The sequence below is a fragment of the Agrobacterium sp. ST15.13.013 genome, from assembly GCF_027956525.1.
Lineage (GTDB): Bacteria > Pseudomonadota > Alphaproteobacteria > Rhizobiales > Rhizobiaceae > Agrobacterium > Agrobacterium salinitolerans.
The window spans coordinates 297585-315693 of record NZ_JAQKGP010000004.1 but is presented as its reverse complement, the minus strand read 5'-3'; the positions used below and the strand labels follow the sequence as shown (position 1 = coordinate 315693).

The 18109-nt window shown below is 51.9% G+C and carries 15 protein-coding genes and 1 tRNA gene; 12 read left to right on the top strand and 4 right to left on the bottom strand.

Features of this window, described 5'->3' with window-relative positions; translation table 11 throughout:
• Nucleotides 1-179: 179 nt before the first annotated feature.
• From PL597_RS06885 to PL597_RS06865, 5 genes are all read left to right on the top strand, one after another.
• Nucleotides 180-641: a hypothetical protein gene (locus PL597_RS06885; protein WP_271364818.1), complete on the top strand. Its 462-nt coding sequence runs from the start codon at nucleotides 180-182 to the stop codon at nucleotides 639-641.
• A gap of 99 nt (nucleotides 642-740) precedes the next feature.
• Nucleotides 741-1817 carry a hypothetical protein gene (locus PL597_RS06880; RefSeq protein ID WP_271364817.1) on the top strand — a complete coding sequence of 359 codons (1077 nt, stop codon included), beginning with the start codon at nucleotides 741-743 and terminating at the stop codon, nucleotides 1815-1817.
• A gap of 333 nt (nucleotides 1818-2150) precedes the next feature.
• Nucleotides 2151-4160 (top strand): AAA family ATPase, encoded by a 2010-nt coding sequence (locus PL597_RS06875; RefSeq protein ID WP_271364816.1) that lies wholly within the window; start codon nucleotides 2151-2153, stop codon nucleotides 4158-4160.
• 314 nt (nucleotides 4161-4474) lie between these two features.
• Entirely contained in the window at nucleotides 4475-5080 is a 606-nt protein-coding gene (locus tag PL597_RS06870) for a hypothetical protein (protein WP_271364815.1), read from the top strand.
• Between the two features lie 5 nt (nucleotides 5081-5085).
• Nucleotides 5086-5451, top strand: coding sequence for a DUF3768 domain-containing protein (locus tag PL597_RS06865; protein WP_271364814.1), 366 nt, complete (start codon nucleotides 5086-5088; stop codon nucleotides 5449-5451).
• Nucleotides 5452-5477: 26 nt separating this feature from the next.
• Here the strand turns inward: PL597_RS06865 and PL597_RS06860 are convergent, their stop codons facing one another.
• Complete coding sequence (locus PL597_RS06860) at nucleotides 5478-5744, bottom strand: helix-turn-helix domain-containing protein (RefSeq protein WP_271364813.1); 267 nt, start codon at nucleotides 5742-5744, stop codon at nucleotides 5478-5480.
• 104 nt (nucleotides 5745-5848) lie between these two features.
• On the opposite strand from PL597_RS06860, the gene PL597_RS06855 reads away from it, so the two are divergent.
• From PL597_RS06855 to PL597_RS06825, 7 genes are all read left to right on the top strand, one after another.
• Nucleotides 5849-6199 (top strand): hypothetical protein, encoded by a 351-nt coding sequence (locus PL597_RS06855; protein WP_271364812.1) that lies wholly within the window; start codon nucleotides 5849-5851, stop codon nucleotides 6197-6199.
• A gap of 49 nt (nucleotides 6200-6248) precedes the next feature.
• Nucleotides 6249-6794: a DUF805 domain-containing protein gene (locus PL597_RS06850; protein ID WP_271364811.1), complete on the top strand. Its 546-nt coding sequence runs from the start codon at nucleotides 6249-6251 to the stop codon at nucleotides 6792-6794.
• Nucleotides 6791-8224 (top strand): hypothetical protein, encoded by a 1434-nt coding sequence (locus PL597_RS06845; RefSeq protein ID WP_271364810.1) that lies wholly within the window; start codon nucleotides 6791-6793, stop codon nucleotides 8222-8224. Before PL597_RS06850 ends, PL597_RS06845 begins: the two co-directional genes overlap by 4 nt.
• Nucleotides 8225-8304: 80 nt before the next feature.
• Nucleotides 8305-10869: an RNA-binding domain-containing protein gene (locus PL597_RS06840; RefSeq protein ID WP_271364809.1), complete on the top strand. Its 2565-nt coding sequence runs from the start codon at nucleotides 8305-8307 to the stop codon at nucleotides 10867-10869.
• Nucleotides 10870-11232: 363 nt separating this feature from the next.
• Nucleotides 11233-11790, top strand: coding sequence for a recombinase family protein (locus PL597_RS06835; RefSeq protein WP_271364808.1), 558 nt, complete (start codon nucleotides 11233-11235; stop codon nucleotides 11788-11790).
• Between the two features lie 123 nt (nucleotides 11791-11913).
• A complete protein-coding gene (locus PL597_RS06830; RefSeq protein ID WP_271364807.1) occupies nucleotides 11914-14253 on the top strand; it encodes an ATP-binding protein in 2340 nt (779 codons plus the stop codon).
• Nucleotides 14250-15176, top strand: a complete 927-nt coding sequence (locus PL597_RS06825) for a response regulator (protein WP_271364806.1) — start codon at nucleotides 14250-14252, stop codon at nucleotides 15174-15176. The genes PL597_RS06830 and PL597_RS06825 overlap by 4 nt, the downstream gene beginning before the upstream one ends.
• On the opposite strand, the gene PL597_RS06820 is transcribed toward PL597_RS06825, so the two are convergent.
• The 3 genes from PL597_RS06820 to PL597_RS06810 all read right to left on the bottom strand — a co-directional run bounded on the left by PL597_RS06820 (nucleotide 15114) and on the right by PL597_RS06810 (nucleotide 18072).
• Nucleotides 15114-16415, bottom strand: coding sequence for a DNA cytosine methyltransferase (locus PL597_RS06820; RefSeq protein WP_271364805.1), 1302 nt, complete (start codon nucleotides 16413-16415; stop codon nucleotides 15114-15116). The two genes, PL597_RS06825 and PL597_RS06820, sit on opposite strands and share 63 nt — an antisense overlap.
• Before the next feature lie 232 nt (nucleotides 16416-16647).
• Entirely contained in the window at nucleotides 16648-17835 is a 1188-nt protein-coding gene (locus PL597_RS06815; RefSeq protein WP_271364804.1) for a tyrosine-type recombinase/integrase, read from the bottom strand.
• Between the two features lie 163 nt (nucleotides 17836-17998).
• A tRNA-Gly gene (locus tag PL597_RS06810) sits at nucleotides 17999-18072 on the bottom strand.
• Between the last annotated feature and the right edge of the window lie 37 nt (nucleotides 18073-18109).

Sequence of the window (18109 nt, the reverse complement as noted above, 5' to 3'; positions counted from 1 at the left end):
GTCGTCTCGTCATGGTATCTCCTGTTCCCGGCATCTAAGCCGAAGTCAGGCAGAAATTCCACTTATCCTGGCTGTGCAGATTTCCCGAGCCACCTCTGAATATCTGCACCGAGCTCGACCCACTCCGTCAGAAAATACGCTTCCCACTTTGTCCTGACGATCCAGCAACCATTGAAAACGTGGCATTCATCTTCGCCGCCGCGAAGATTATGCGGGCCGACCCTGATCAGTGGAACCAATTCTGCTTGTCAGCCCTGTGGCAAGACCATCGGAACAGGCCCAGGACGAATTCAGAGGATCAGGCCAACGCGCTAACCTTCGTTATTCGGTACATTGTCACGACGAAGGGTACCCCTGCACAAGCAAAGAGCCTTAACAACATCCTCGGGCCATTTTGGCAAGACGGCACCAAAGCTGAGCAGCTTCCTACAGAACTGGCCGAGCGACTTCGGAGTAAGCGGGGCCGCAAGCGCTCGAACTGGAAAATCGTTGCGACCCCTGTCTCCAAAGAACTCGCTGCCCTGTCGGCCGAAACGGCGGCAACCATCAAAGTTGTCGTGTCCCAAGCCCCTACCGGCCACGTGGTCCTTGAGATTCAGGAGGTGCTGAGCCGTGAGACGCTGCAGCCGCCCCTTTTGTAATACACCCTTTACACAGCAAACCCCACTAACCCCCACACCGGTAAATAAGCCTATGCCATGGGTACCCTAAGTGCATATCGACATCATTAGGAGCCTACTATGAGCCGTAAGCCCATTATCTCAGTTAAGCAGTTCGTGACGGCCCATGAGGATCTCGACAAAGAAATATGGCGTTATCACGTGTCTGCTGCAGGGAAGAACAAGCTGCCTCCCGAAATCATGGCCAAATTGCTGAAGCAGAACGCGATTGATATGTTCGCCATGAACCCCCACACTAGGATCGTGTTTGCCGAGAGAGCTGACCGTTACATTCGGCAACGCCTTACGCTGGGCGAAATCACAGACGCCTTCTTTGTCGATATCGCGTGCAAGAAGCATATTCGCAGCATCTCTGACGTTGAAAACTTCGACCTGGAGAAAATCCGCAAATGGATGTCAGCCCGTTTGGAAAATATGAATTTCTTCGGCGCGTTGGACGCCGCCTACTACTATGACGGCACCCCACTGACCAACAAGAAGGAACCGGCAGTGTGCTGGCACGGCCACTTCATGGTCTGGGGCACAACGCAGAAGCACCTGAAAAAACGGCAGAAGAAGACCAACGAACGCTTTGAGGCCGGGTGGCCCGGAGGCAAGTGCTTTTACTTCAAAAACTGGACCGAAAACATTGAGGGTCGCGCCATGTACATGATGAAGGCCCCTCAGAGCGAATACTCAGTAGCATTGTACAAGCAACACAAGGAAACGTTCGATCCTGAAACCGGTGAGGTTGAGGAAATCGAAATCGACAAGGCCAAACAATACAAGCGGCCACTGAGAGCCGGCTCTTTCAAAAACATCGTCGATCTCTATTCCCGTGTGGAGATGCGCGACATCTTGATTGCTGGCGGACAGGGAAAGAGCCTTCTATCAGATGTGATCAACAGCGCGGCTAACCAGCTCGCGGAGGACAGAGAAGCCCAGCGTGCGGCTCGTGCAGAGGCAATCGGTCTACCGTGGACACCGAACGCGGCCCCCTTGGCATGGCATCAGCTTCGACAGCAGGAAGAAAGGGCGAACACGGTTGCCGTCCTTCGTGCCGCTGGTGATGTCGTCACGAACGCAATCTCCCGCCTGAGGAATGCGCCATTGTCGCCGCTCGAAAACCTGCGTTTAGGCGTTAAGATCAAGAGTTAGTGGACAGTGAAGGGTCACGAAATTCCCGGCGATCAGGTGCAGAACAACTCCCTTCGCGCCTGATCGACTTCAGTTCGTATCACACACCTCTCGGCGTGATCGTTGACCAAACCCATCGCCTGCAGATGCGCATATTTCCCAGACGATCCGGTTTCCATGAAGACATCTATTTTGGCGGCTGGCGCAACACAGGCATGACAGCTGCATTCTGCCAGCGTGCTCGCTGTTGCCAACAAATGAAATCTAAGACTTTTCGCGCGGTGATTGATTTAATGGGGGCTGCCACCTATCTTTGTTCGCGATTGGTTTCACTAGCACACTGGGAGGCGTCGCTTGAGGCTTACGAAGGCGAGGATCCAAAATTACCGTAGCGTTCGAGACACCGGAGAGTTCGACATTGAAGATGTCAAAACAATTCTTGTCGGGCCTAACGAGGCCGGTAAAACTGCGGTTCTGCAAGGGCTGCAGCGACTAAAGCCCCCGAAAGACTTAAAGCCTCTAAACGCACTGCGCGATTATCCACGCGCCCTCTACAATGACATAGCGACCGGCAAGGTAAAGCCTAGTGACGTAGTTGTCGCCACTGGTTGGTTCTCACTGGATGCCAGCGACCTAAAGCTCCTGCCTCCAGATTACAACGAAGATGGAAACGTATTCGTCGTCGAGAGGCGCCTCGACAATTCTCTCAGATATAATTGCGAAAAATCGCCGCAATTTCCTCATTTTAGGAATTTCAAGCCCGACCTTCTTCGTATGGTAGCCCACATGGACAGGGCTGACGCCAGCAAGCCTGTCACCACCGCGTTCAATGCAATAGTCGGGAGCTGGAGCGATTGGACCAGCGTGCGAGGTGAGGAAGCTACTGCTCTACTAAATCTCCTGGAAGCAAACTTTGCGCTTGTCGATGAGGACAGCGAGAAGGAAATTGAACGATATCAAGGGTTAGAGCGGAGGTTAAGACTGTATGACGCCTTCCGCGAGGGTTGTGTCGCTCTCTATAAGAGGGTGCCAAAATTCATCTTGTTCAGCAACATTTTCCGAGTTCGGCCGAACATTCACCTCGAGCATCTCGCCGTTCGACTGGAAAACAACGCGCTCGACGACGACTACTACGACTATGGAAACAGCTGTCTACTAAAACTTCTAGGCTTTACCGCCCGACAACTATCAGATCTTGGCAGGGTTGCATCGCCGGACGCGACCGACCAGGCGGGGTTGGAGAAGGTTCGCGACCAGTTGGACAACCGGACCTACCAGCTCAACGCAGCCAGTGTGAGACTGTCCCGGGAAATCAAGGAAATCTGGAACCCTGACGAAGGCAAGGGAGAAGCCAGCAAGTTGCGCCTCGTAGCAGACGGCCAATACCTTAAAGTTGTCGTCGAAGATAATGTCGGGGTCGAGGTAGAACTCGACCAGAGATCGGAAGGCTTCCAGTGGCTCGTTTCGTTCTTCGTCGTATTTTTCTCCGAAGCGGAAGGGGAGCACGCCAATTCGATTCTTCTGCTGGATGAGCCGGGCGTAAGTCTACATGCTATCAAGCAACGTGACTTTCGTAACACAATTAGCAGACTCGCCGCAAAAAACCCGACGATCTACACCACGCACTCCCCCTTCCTGGTTGGACCGGACGAGCTTGATATCGTTCGTGTCGTCGAGATGACCGACAGAGAGGTCGGCACAAAGGTTCACACGTCCATAACATCGAGGGATCCAGCGGCGCTGCTTCCGCTCCAGGAAGCACTGGGATACGACTTGGCGCAGAGCCTCTTCGCGAGCCAACGAAATCTGATATGCGAGGGGCTGACCGACTACTGGTATGTCGACGCCACGTCTCAGATGTTCACAAACGATGGACTCGCTGCGCTTAATGATAAGATCGCTATCGTGCCCAGTAACACAGCCAGCAAGGTTGTGTATTTTGCGACAATCTTGACGGCACACAATCTCAAGGTAGCCGCGCTTCTCGACTCGGACAACGCTGGCGACCAGGCCGCGAAACAAGAATTGCTGGTGCATCGGCTGGGAGCCAAGCGGATCATCCGAACCGCTGACTATACGGCTCCTGCGGTGCCAAAGGCGGAAATAGAAGATCTTCTGCGTGAAACATTAATACCGCTTGCTGCATCGGAGTTCGGGATCAATGTTTCTGCTGAAGCAACTGCTGCGCCAGCTACTCCGATTGTCGACCTACTTACAAAAAAAGGTGGGGTCGCTTTCTCGAAATACAAGTTGGCCAAAGCCTATATTCGTTGGACTCGTGACCACACGACGGCCGATCTTTCAGAGTCAGAAAGAGCGGCTTGGCCGAGATTGTTCACAGCGATCAATTCCGCGCTGAAGTAGCGACTGGTTTTGTGCCACGGGCAGCGAGAGGCCGCGTAACTGTTGACGATGGTCGGCAGGTTGGGAAGAGATAGCTGCTACGTTCCTTCGAATGAAGAGAGCCGCGCGACAAGCGGGAGCTATTAAATTTCGGATAATGGCAAAATCTAAGCGAGTTTAAGCCTGCGTCGAAGCACGTCGCACCTCCACATGAAACTATGGTTGTTTTCAAAAATTGACAATCTTTAGTTGTAATGCTATACCATAACACGCCGGCGCTTCTGCCGGTACGAGGGGCCGTTTGGCCCCTCTTCTTGTTTTGGAGAGCTGCAATCATGAACGTATCAACCGCTACACCCACGGCCACCGCCTTACCCGCCAACCCTGCCGTCACCCTGCCCTGCCCTGTCATCATCCTTGGCCGTGACGACAACGGTAGGCCCCACGCATCATTCTTCCCTGCCACCGATACCCGCGCAGCTGAGAAAGCCGCCGAACTGATGGGCATGGTGGCGCTCAAAGTGGAAGGCGACGAACTAAGGGCGTTTCTCGGTCGGTTGCCGCAGGGCAAGCTGTTCGACAGCGGCAAAGCCTTCGTGCCGTTTGTGAAGCAGGAGCTCTATCAGGCTATCGCCGCCCACCTATCCGATGAGGAGCGCGAACGGCTGGAGCAACCGCGTGTGGTGCCGGACAAACCCGCCCCGGAAACCGGCTACCCTGTTCCGCCCAAGAACATGCCCGAAAGCTGGGACCAGCTGACCGTAGGTAGCCTCGTGTTGGCGACCGAAGGTCCGCTGGAGGGGTGGTACGAAGCCACCGTCATCAAGATCGAGGGCGACACAGGGCTTCGCCTCAAGTGGCGCGACTATCTCGACATGCTGCCTTTCACACGCCGCATCGATCAGGTGGCCCTCATTCACCCTGCCTATGTCGAGAAGTGATCGCCATGGGCTGCGCTTTGAAACAGAACATCAGCGAGGATGCGGCCGCCCGAGCCGCAGCCATCCGCGATAAAAACGACGCCTTTCGAAAAAGCTTCTCCGGCGGACGAGTGCTGCTGACACCGGGCGTCACGAACCTCAGCGACGAACAACGGCGAGCGGTCATAATGGCGGTACAGGCATTCGATAATTTCTCGCCAGACAACGACCCTTACGGCGAGCATGATTTTGGCGCGGTCACGCTCGAAGACGCCGTGTTCTTTTGGAAGATCGACTACTACGATCTCGACCTGCAATTCGGATCATCCGATCCGGCAGATGACGATGTAACCTGCCGGGTGCTCACCGTCATGCGGGGAGATGAGTATTGAGCCGTGGCGGCTGTATCCGTGGGTGCTCACCCAGCCTTCGGCTTTCGCCCTGCTTTCAATGGCTTGGGCGAAGCCAACTTGTCGTCAACGACCACAAAGAGCTCCGATACGTGGACATCAAGGGTGAGCGATATCGCTTCAAGCGTGGAAACAGTCACGTTTTCCATACCGCGTTCGACTCGCCCAACATACGACCTGTCAATACCAGCCTCTAAAGCCAGCCGTTCTTGCGAGAGGCCTTTGTCGACGCGCAGGCGTCGTAAGTTCCAACCGATTGTTTTGCGAACATCCATAAGCGCAGAAAGCCATATTCACGGCTTGACAATCGACGGACCAACAGTCCCATATTAAATCTTAAACGAGCATTGACTCGATCACTTCACTTAAGGGGGTATTCATGAAAATCGCAGTTGGAATTATGGGGCTCTTCCTCGGCTTATTAGTGCTGCTGCAATCATGCGCAGTCACGGCGGGAAGCGGGCTGCTGAACGATCAAGCCACAGGCAGCGCCGGCGCGGTCGGCATGCTCACCGGCGTACTGCTAGTGATCGGTGGCGCGTTCTCCTTCGGCCTGCCGCTGGTGGGTGCCATCATCTTCTTCGTGTCGGCGCTGATGGCCTTCATCGCGTCGTCGCAGGGCAGCTTCGGCGACATGTCGGTTTGGGGCGTCATCGCTCTCCTGCTCGCTGTCATGGGCTTCTTCACGTGGCGCTCGGCCAAGCGGAAGAAAAACCTGCCTGTGGCGTGAAGGCGCAACGTGCGCACTCGGACAACAATCAGGACACACGGGGATATTCATGAGCGCCTACCTTGACGCCATGCGGCGCTACGCCACCTTTTCGGGCCGATCCACACGAGAGGAATTTTGGTACTACCACCTCGTGTTGCTGGGTCTAGCCATCGGCGGATTGATCATCGACGTGGCTATTGCCGGGCCACGCGAGCCGCAGCCCCTCGTTTCTGCATTGATCGTCATGGGCCACTATGTTCCATCGCTTGCTGTGATCGTCAGGCGTCTGCATGACCTTGAGAAAAGCGGCTGGCTTGTGCTGACCTGCCTAATACCGCTTGTCGGGATCGTTGCGTTCATTGTGATCGGCAGCATCCCGTCAGAGCATGGCGCAACTGACTTTCCCGAGAGCCGCGATCAGCGCCCTGCGCCGCATCTGCCCCCTTCGGGCTCAGACCAACAGATTAATCGCATCGAAAAACTCGCGGCACTGCGCTCTTCAGGTGCGATCACCGACGAGGAATTTGAAACGATGAAAGCAGGGGTCATCGGCAGCGACCAGTTTTCTGGAGAACGCCGAACCGCCGCCAACCCCATGGAAAAACCATCATGACCAAGAATGCTGGACTACTTCTTACCGTACTTAGCCTGAGCGCTGCTGTCGCAGGTTCAATCTCTACGCCTGCCGTGGCCGGAGAACACTCCTACCACAAGGGTAATAGCTGGCAGGTCATACTGAAGACGCCAGACCCTTTTGGCGATGAAGCATTTTGCGGTTTTCGCAGCACGGCGTGGTCGGGCAAGTCGGTTGTGATCGAGTACACGCTGATCGGCATAGACAAAATCGTCCCACGGCTGCGCGTCACCAAACAGAATTGGAACCTTCCCGCTGGCCAGACGACCAACGTCAGCATCGGAACGGAATGGGCGGGTAACATTCAGTTCGTTTCGAATGTGGTCAACGGCGATGAGCTCTATGGCGAAATCCCTGAGACCGTTGCGGAGGACGGGGGTGGCTTCAAGGTTACGACCATTCTGGGCACAGCTATCTCGACAAACAAGCCGGTCCCGCTCGCAATCACCTTTCAAGGGAATGAACCGCCGTGGTTTGTGCCGGTGATGACCTATACGGAAGCAATAGCGCTCGGAACTGGCTTCGACACCTGCATATCCACGTTAACCGGGCTTGGTCCATCGCTGGTTAAAGCCCCTCAGGCTTCGTCCACGTCGCCATTTGCCCAGCCATCAAGCGAAGGTGGCGGAACAGCCGCGCAAGCGCCTGCAAACCGCAGTGTAATGCTTCAAAACCCGCCACCGAAGTCAGCCGCAGCCACCGCCGCCTCAACATCACCGTGGACCTTCGAACAACGCGAGGAGGATTGGGGCGATACGTGCTTTGTGGAAGCGAAGCAGGGCGACGTGACGGTGGGCTTTATGGGCGCGCCGGGCAAGGATTTCGTTGCATTTGTCGAGAATGGAAACTTTGACGGTATCGTTCGCGCGTCTTGGCAGGTCGACGATAAGACGGTTCAAATGTCCAACGGCCATCCAGAAGACTATTTCGGCTGGCACGGCTTCTACGAACTCTCACAGCAAATCCTCGATGAAGGCAAGAAAGGCAAAAAACTAGAAATCGCCGACCTTGATGGCAAAACGATTACCGTCAGCCTCGCCAATGCCGCAGCGCCTTTCTCGCAGTTTCAGGCATGTTTCAACAAAGCTGCCCCGAAGACGGAAAAGGCGAGCAACTATCCTGCAGCGAAGCAAACGCCTCCAAATCGGAAGGACTGCTTTCTAGAAGTCGACGGGACCAAAGCAATAGATGGTGCCTGCTACTGGGGGCCGTATAGCAGCGAGACTGGCAGCTTCGTGATGGAGGCAAATGGTTACTTTGCCATCATCGAAATTGACAACAACGCTGCCGACGGCTGGTGGAACGAAACGCCGGGATCAACGCACGCCCACACGCGACTGGGCGAGATGAAGCGCGACGGAAACTGCTGGAGGAACAAAAGCGTTCGCGTCTGTGCCGGTCCGACCTGAGCTACTGTGAACTATGAACAACGCAGCATTGACAATCAAGAGTTGATTCATTTTAAAGTTTCAGATCATAAATTTTATTAGTGGCTCAGCAGATAATGGTTATTTCGCAAAGCATCTCCCCCACACACTATACTGACGCCCTATACGGGTTGATAACCGGCAACGGATGCACTGGAGAAGAAGCCACAACGCTTCTCACGGATGAAAAAGGAAAGTTTATCGTCGATGAAGGTCCACTTCACGATTATAAAGATGAATATCCTTTTAGTTCTTCAGATCAGTATTTTGGCGGCATTCTAAGACTTATATGCGCTTTTCACAACTCTTATGGGGGCGTCATAATTTTCGGCGTTCATGATAAGACTAGGCTTGCCGGAAAAAATAAAGTAGTTATCGATAGCGAAAAAATAAACAGGAAACTTAGAGAAATACTTTGTAGGCCATTAGAAATATCAACTGTCAGGGTGGAGACAGCATCAGGTCCTGCAGACTTAATTATCATTCCGCCACGAAATACAATGGTCCCACCAATGTATACGATGAAGGACGTGGGCGATTACAAAGCGGGCGAAATATACCTGCGACGCGGAGCAGAGGTACTGACCGCTAAGGGTGGCGATTTGGCCTTCCTGTATGGGCATCGCGCCAGCGCTTTTGGTGAACAAGAAAATGAAGACTTATCTGTTCCTTCGAGCCTTCCACCATCGCCGGCGACGATTGAAGAATTTGTTGGACGCTTTGCCGCCGTAGAAAGAATCATGACTTGGATCACATCCTCCAGAGATCCCCGACTTTTCCTTTGGGGGCAAGGTGGTTCAGGGAAGAGCACGATCGCATACGAATGCGCGACGTTGCTTGCTGATACGGGGGGAACGCTGACGAACAAGAACGGCAATAAACTGGACCGCGTTCTCTACATCTCTGGCAAGGCAACCTATCTTGACCCCACGACAGGCAAAATTAAGAACACTGCCTCTCGAGATTTTGATAGTGCGGAAGATATTTATAGAACAATATTATCGCTCTCTAACTGGACGGAACCAGAGAATCTGGAAACGTACACTAAAGATGATCTGCTCGATTCACTCGAAGAGTTGTTCAATCTTGAAGCTCAATTGATAGTTATCGATGACGTGGATACCTTAACCACGTCTAAAAAAGATGCTGGCATGGAAGAGCTCTTCTTAACGCTGACACGCGCTCGTTCAGGAACCAAAGTGCTCTACACACAGCGCGGTTTTCCTTCATTTGCGCCGAATGCGTCGGTCGAGGTCCCCAGCTTGACGAACGATGAGTTTCGGCAATTCTTGGTATTATGTTGCAGCAAATTTAAAGTACCTCTGCCGGGATTAGAGGACACCGAAAGTATCAAATTTCAGTCAGAAAGGCGTCCACTTGCTATAGAAACCATGGTAGGCATGCGCCGTTTGGCTGGGTCTTATACTGATGCTTTGCGTCGCTGGAAAACAAACTCTTCCGAAGCCCGTCAATATCTATTCAGCAGAGAGTATCAACAACTCAGTCCCGACGATCGTGGAAGGCATCTTTTAGCTACATTGGCTGCCTTTAATTCGCCTCAGTCCGCTGAGACCTTACGGAGTATCCTGCAATTCTCCCCGGAACAACTCGAGGACGCGATCGCAGAAACGCGTGATATGTTTCTGACTGTCACTTCGAGCCACGGGATTAGTGGTGACCTATTCTCAATTGGGTCTGCTACCCGATTGTTTATTGAAGAGAATTCGAAGCAATTAGATCGCTATTCGTCAATAGAAGCTCGCGTCCAGCACTTTAAGGACGCGTCTAAAAACACTCCTGCTTCCTTCCTTCCAATAATCGATCGCGCCGGCCGCAACTTACGGACCGGGAACGTTAAGGACGCTGTTTCCTTATTAACACGGAGTGATCTACCGTCCGCTTTCAAAGAGCACCCGGAAGTACAGGCTTTGTTAGGACAGTGTTATGCAACGCTCACGCCGCCGAGTGTTGCTGAAGCGAGAAAGTGCTTCGAGTCAGCATTTTCCCTCGGCCATCGCAAGTATGAGATGTATTTGGCTTGGCTAGAATTGGAGAAAAAGAATCGGACGGAGCTTAAAAACGGCATCGAAGTCTGCACTAAAGTGGTGGAATCCACTGGTTTTGACGCAAAAACAAAAGCTTCATTTCTTCGTCGCCTAGCAAAATATCAATCGATTCTCGCCAATGAGTCAGAACTAGCTTCACCGCGCGAAAGTGCGCGGCTCCGCCAGGAAAGCGTGATCAACAATCTAAAAGCATACATATTCGCCCGCCTAACGAAGGATGTTCATGTCGACGACTATAAAGGCCGCGTCGACCTTTCGATAACTATCGCATTAAGACGAAATCTGCGTACAGACGATATTGACGGCTTCTTCGATCTTTGCGAATCGCTTTTGTCGGTCGATAAATTAATCGATGAGTTTGTGCCTCTATTAATTGAACGTATGAAGGAGGTATTGACCAGAGACTCCGTCAACAAGAAAACACTTGTCGCACGCCTATCCAGACTTAACGGTAAGATTGCGCAGGTTACGGGAACTGTTTTCTCGAAGGAATCTCACCGTATGCTCTCGGATGAAATCAGGTCTCTTCAAACCAGTGTAAAGCAATCTCTTAAATCTTGAATGTTTGCTTACGCGTGTTTGAGAAATGGCACCGTCAAGAAAGGTGTAGCAGCCCCATTTACCTGATACCGTCCTCACCGCGGTTACTTGGTGCTCCATATAGTAGGATGGTGAGTAGGGTATTCTCGCAAACTGACAAGATTAGGAATTTATCGCAATAACCCATCGTGCCAATCCACGTCCAAAAATGTTCTATAAACTAAACACGCACGCCAGCGCACAGTAGTCAGAAGCATCACCCTAAGTCACTTCTAGGTATGCCCTCATGTGACGAGCTGGCGGTTGCAGCCATCCATGTAACATCTGGGTTGACATGGACTATTTGTGACAAGGTACCGTCAAGCCTAAAGCTCGAGGTGACACATGGCACGAATTGGCTACGCACGCGTTAGCACGCTTGATCAGGATTTAGAAATTCAACAACAGCGGCTTACAGCGGAAGGCTGCCAAATCGTTCGATGTGAAAAGGTGTCCGGCGCAAGCCGACATGGCCGAACCGAGTTGGCAACGATCATCGAATTTCTGCGTGAAGGCGACGAGTTGATCATAACGAGACTCGACCGCCTCGGCCGCGACACCCGAGATGTCCTAAATATTGTCCACGAATGCGAGCAGCGCGGTGCCTATGTTACTGTCCTTGAACCGCACGTCTCGACGAAGGGCGAAATGGGCAAAGTCATTATAACTATTCTAGGTATGGTGGCTCAGATGGAACGAAGATTCATCAAAGAGCGGCAGCGCGAAGGAATATCCCGGGCGAAATTAGAAGGCGTCTACAAAGGCGGAAAAGCGAGATTAGACCATAATCGAATCAAAGGTCTTTATGAGCAAGGAATAAGCCCAACCGCTATAGCAAAAGAAGTGGGCTGCTCTAGGATGCAGGTATATCGCGTTGTTCGATCTGCTTGGGAGACGAATTGACCTGACGCTGAGTGTGCGATCATCACCGCACAACTATTGCGCGGCTTTTGGCCTATTCGCGATTTACGACTCAAAAAACTTGTGCAGTATGAGTGGATCAATGTCTTTATTCTGGAGCCTTTCTTGTCGTCATTGCATTTTGAAGTCAGTTCCGGCCTTAAGCGTGTTATCGGGCGAGATCTGATCACTGATGATGAAGTAGCCGTTTTCGAACTTGTCAAAAACTCGTTCGATGCGGGAGCGACAAGGGTACACCTCCACTTCGAGACTAACAAAATCTATATCGTTGATGATGGGCGGGGTATGTCGCGCGGAGACATTGAGCAAAAATGGCTGTTTGTTGCTTATTCCGCGAAACGTGACCCCAGTGACGCCACCTACAGAGAGAGAATTGCCGAGCGTCGACACTTTGCAGGGAGCAAAGGCATAGGTCGATTTTCATCAGATAGGCTCGGCAGCATTCTGGAAATGCAGAGTAGACCAGACACTGCAGCATCTGAAGTTCATCATCTTCACGTAGATTGGGACAAATTTGAAGCGGACGACAAAGATTACTTCGGCAACGTCGCAGTCGAGTATCACACGACACCAGACTTCGAACTTCCCACGGAAATAAATAAACCTAATCATGGAACCGTTTTATTAATCCGGAACCCCAGGATACGATGGGATCGTGCTCGGCTCCTTCATTTGAAATCATCACTTGCCAAACTTATCAACCCATTTGGGGATGCCGCCGACGGCTTTTCTATCGAGTTATCGGCACCTAATGAGCAGAAACGTGACGCCGAGGTGGTGGCCGAAGCTAAAATTAAGCAGCAAGAAGAGCCCAATGCCGAGATTGTGAATGGCATTGTTGGAAATTTCATCTTCTCCACGCTGAAAGACAAGACCACATTCATTGAAGTAAATTTTTCGGATGACCAATCGCAGATTATTACTTCTCTAGTGGACCGGGGCGAATTGGTCTACCGAACCAGCGAACCTAATCCCTATGATGAACTGCGGGGTTCCGGTTACCGCTGCCAACTCTTTTACTTAAACCTGTCGGCCAAAAACACGTTTGCCCGTCGAATGGGCGTTCCATCTTTACGTTTTGGTTCTGTGTTCATTTTCCGAAACGGCTTTCGAGTATTTCCCATCGGTGAAGATGGCGACGACTGGTTTGGTATCGATGCACGCAAACAGCAGGGATACGCGCGTTTCCTCGGCACGCGTGACGTCATCGGGCGAATCGATGTTGAAGGTGACGAGGAAAAGTTCAAAGAGGCATCAAGCCGCAATCAGGGCCTCGTGGAGACGGCAGCCGCAAGGCAACTGCGCGAGTGTTTCTGGGAGCACGGACTTAAGCGGTTAGAGCGATATATAGTCCCGGTTTCATGGGCGGATAAGGGCGAAAAATCTGCAGACGACCTTTCCCGCCTTCTAACCGATGCAGGTAGAGCGCGGGTCGCTACAGCAGTGGCACGCTTGGTCGACAACCCGGATATAGAACTGCTCGCCTACAGCCGACGACTAATAACGACTATCAACGAGAGATCGAAGCAGTTCGAAAGCTCGATAGCAGCATTACAGGCCATAGCACGAAAGACGCGTGATCCCGAACTTGCCGGGAATCTGGCGTTAGCAGAGCAGCGCTTTGAAGAACTTAAAGCGGCTGAGGCGGAAGCTCTGCGTATTGCCGAGGACGAGCGCAGAGAGAAAGAGCAAGCACAAGCACAAGCGCGCGCGGCAGCTCTACGCGCTGATGAACTGGAAGAAAGCTACGAAGAGGAAAGAAAACGCAATCTTTTTCTGGCGTCGCTCTCGAGCCAAATCCCGCTAACAATCATCAATATGCACCACCAAATTACTATATATGCTGCAGATCTTAAGCAACAGGTGGAAAACTGCATTGCTGCATCCCGTACATCAATTTTTACTCCGGACGATCTTATCTCAAGGCTTGAGCAAATAGCGTTTTTGAATCAGAAGGTGCTTTCGATCTCGCGTCTCGCCACTAAAGCAAATTTTCGGCTCGAATCTGACATGATCGAGGCAGACCTTGCTGAATACATCGAGCAGTACATCCACGAAGGCGCAGCGCCGTTCCTGCGAGGCGTGATTGAGCTCGGCGTAACTCGATCTGGCGAACACAGCGGCCAGCGCTTTGTTCCGATGGAGGTTTCAATTGTCATTGATAATCTCATCTCAAACGCGCGCAAGGTAAAAGCAAGTCGAATCGATTTCGTTATCAATCGACCAGATAAAAATACGCTAACCATCGAGGTCACTGACGATGGACCAGGACTGCCGAAATCAATCGATGAACCTGAGCGTATATTCGAACTAGGCTTCTCTCGTACATCTGGATCTGGCTTGGGACTATATCACGTCAGGCAGGTATTGGGCGAAATGGGTGGAAGCATTTCAATTATTCCATCGGACAACGGGATGAAATTTTTAATCAGGATTTCGAAATGAAACTTGAGTTCTGCGCGCTCTGGATTGATGACCAGCCAAAACATGTAAAAAGCTTCGCGGAGGGAATTCAGCGGCGCCTATCAGAGTTAGGGTTCGAGCTTGAAGTCTCTGAGGCAACCGCGCTCGACAAAGTCGAACAGGTCCTGGGAGGCCACGTGCATAATGACGGGATTGACCTCGTGCTCGTGGATTATGACCTCGGTGTCAAAGGTGCCGGAGGTGAGCAGGCACTGGCTTCAGTGAGAAAACGCTTCCCGCATAAGGACATAATTTTTTACTCCGCCGATGACCGCGAAAAGCTGCGAGAAATAGCTTACAAAAGTAAAATAGATGGAGTTTATTTTTCAACACGCCTATCATTAGTTGACGATACGATCAGTATTATCGAAAAAACTTTGAGTAAAGTTCTTGATATCGATCACATGCGCGGCATAGTGATGGCAGCAACAAGCGATATAGACGATCTTGTTGAAAGAAGCCTCATTGCGGTTCACAAGAGGCTTGGAGAGCAGGATCAGGAAGCATTCAGGCGCGAAACGGTTGCAGCTATCGAAAAAAAACTCTCAAAGTGGGGTGAAGACTTAGCAAAGGCGGATGGCAAGTCAAAGCTCGACGCAATCCTCAAGCTAAAGCATCTCTTTACAGCAGCTGACCGTCTCGACTATCTATTACGTCAGCTAGACGATTGGAAAAATAATAACAGCACACCACTTGAAACTGCCAGCATATATCGCAGTGATATTGTCCCTAGGCGAAATAAGTTGGCGCATGCCCGACTGATTATCCAAGACAAGCGACGGGTTTTGCTAGGCGACGAGGGACCTATATCGGATGAAGATATGCGCGAGTTACGCTGCGAACTAATTCGCCATCGCGGCAACTTCACAGAGATCGCGGTGCTCGTCGATGCGCAACTTGACTGAACTGTCCGCGCCAGTTGCTTCATTGAAAGCTTTTAACAAAGCCATTCCGAACACTTGAGCCATCAGTGGAGGCACCGCGTTGGCGACTTGAGTGAACCTCGGAACCTCTGTCCGGCGGCGGAGGCCACCTGATGTGTACTTACCCTTGAATGAAAACCAGTCGGGGAAACTTTGTAAGCGAGCATTTTCGCGTACAGTCAGCGTACGCGGCTCAGAATAGTGGATAAGGTCATCCGGCATACTTGTGATGGTTGGTGCAGGCAGATGTGGGTCTAATACGCGGAGCGCTTGCTTTCGCATGCCGAACTCATCGCGAAGCAGCGTTCGAAGAGAAACATTGAGACGACCATCGCGATGGCAGCGCTCGATGATTTTCTTAAAACGTAGTTTAACATCATCATTATGTCGGGCCAGACGAAGGTCGGTGACTCTTCCTTCTTCGCCACTGTGCATTAGATTTTGGTAATGTGTCAGTGGCTTGATGTATCGAATTTGTTTGAATCCCGACGAATCTGCGGAAGCTTCGCTTCCTCCTCTCGCAATCTCAAGATCAGATATAGCAGTTTTCGCATCGACCGGAGTTACGAGACCCATAGCTCGGATCAAGCGGCGGCGTTCCCTATCAAAAGCCATTATTATATCGCTCGCAGGGATATTTAAATCCCTTTCGCACCCCACCAAAATAAAGCGTTGACGTGTCTGGGGCACGCCATAGTCGCTTGCACGCACCATGGTCCAAGCAACATCGTATCGGACTTTCAAGGCGTTGATAAGTTCATCTGAGTAGTTCACCACTGCTACGCCGCCTTCATCCCGGAAGCCTTGAGTGATACCGCGGACGTTCTCCATAAGTACGAATTTCGGGCGAACTAAATCCACGAGCTTGAGATATTCCCGCATCAAAATATTTCGTGGGTCGTTAAATTTGCGACGTCCTGCACTTGAGAAGCCTTGACAAGGGGGCCCGCCTGTCACAAGCGCGATCTTCCCTCGAAGCGAGCGCAAGGATGCTGCGTGTTCACAGAGAAGGTCATCAATTGAGTGGTTGGTTTCAGATAGCCAACTCGGCCAGTCTATCTGATCCTTGAAGCGGCCCGATAAGAGATTGCTTTGATAAGTCGCAAACGCTGACTCATTCTGCTCAATGGCAAAGGAGTTGTTCCACCCACTGTTGAGCAAGCCAAGGCTAAGACCACCGCAACCGGCAAACGCGTCAATGAAAGTCGGTTTTATGGTCACTCAGGCACCCAATTTATTTGTACTCGGCCCCTATTCAGACGGGAATACATTAAATTTTTGTTAGGCTAAGTCGGTCTGAACGTACTATCCACGCGTTGCCACTGATTCGAATCTGATGCAGCGGACTGCAAATGAGCCCTCTCAGGATATCCGTGTCAACGGTGTGTATTCAAGTCCGGAACAATCATTGAGGTGCCTCGATCAAACGGATCACTTTCCCTTTTTTTGATCACTACGGCACCCTCTCTCGATCCAGCGTATCTGCCCACCATTGCATCATCTTCACTCGCTCATCCCAATATGTGGCCCGATTGTAGATACGTCTAACCGCGCGCGTATCGAGATGTGCCAGCTGCGCTTCAATAGCATCGATGCTAAATTCTCCAGACTCGTTCAATATGCTACTGGCGGAAGAACGAAAGCCGTGGGCGGTATGCTGGACCTCAGTCACCCCCATGCGCCGCAGAGCTGAATTCATTGAGTTCTCAGACAGAATTTTCTTACCAGACATCATTGAAGGAAAGACATAGGGCTTATTGCCAAACATTTCCTTCATCTCCGTGAGAACTTCCACTGCTTGTGTCGAAAGCGGCACATGATGCTCTCTGCGCATTTTGGTTTTCTCTGCTGGAATGGTCCATACGGCATTATCAAAATCCAACTCGCTCCACATCATAGAGCGCGTCTCACCGGGGCGAGCAAAGCACAAGGCTTGGATTTTCAATGCGGCAACCAACGAGGGCCAGCCTTCGTAGCCGTAAATGGCCCGCATCAGGCCACCCATCTCAGCCTTTGTCGTTAATGCGGCATGGTTGACCGGCACATGGCGTTGGAGAGCCCCGCGTAGTGCTGACGTCGGGTCATTCTCAGCCCTTGCTGTCGCAATGGCATAGCGAAACACGCGACCGATAGCAGCGCGAGTAGCCAGTGCGCTCTCCACACGGCCGCTCTTTTCAATGCTGGTCAGCACTGAAAGAACGTCACGCGCCGTAATCTGAGTAACCGGGTAAGACCCCAGCTTTTCGGCAAGGTCCTTCAACATCCATTTGTTTTTGGCGATTGTGGGCTCTGCGCGCTTGTCGCGTTTCAGCTTTTCAATGAACTCATCCGCAATGACGCCGAAAGTGTTTCCGGCAGCGGCCTTTGCAGCAAGCTGATCACGCTTCTTGGCCAGCGACGGGTCCAAACCCTCAGCGAGTTTTTTCTTGGCCTCGTCACGCAGTCGTCGAGCATCCGCCAGCCCAACCGTCGGATATACCCCAATCGTCAGTGTTTTTCGCTTGCCGAAAAAATCATAGTCGAACCGCCAGGACTTGCCACCGGCAACCGATATGTAGAGGTAAAGCCCCTTTTCATCAGATAGCTTGCGCGGCTTGCTGTCGGCTTTGGCGTTCTTAACCTGAATGTCTGTCAGTGCCATTTTACGGTATCAGCTTTCCATCACGATGACGAATACCGTGATTTTTACCGACAAAATTGCTGGATGTCACTGCATACCGTTGCACGACCTTACGCGCGCGCGAAGCAAAAACGCTGCAAAATCAGCGCTTCTTGGACGTTATTGATCTTGTTGGAAGGGTCGCTGGAGCGGGTGAAGGGAATCGAACCCTCGTATTCAGCTTGGGAAGCTGCTGCTCTACCATTGAGCTACACCCGCGCCGCGCATAAGACATCGGATAGTTCGCAGCGGGTGT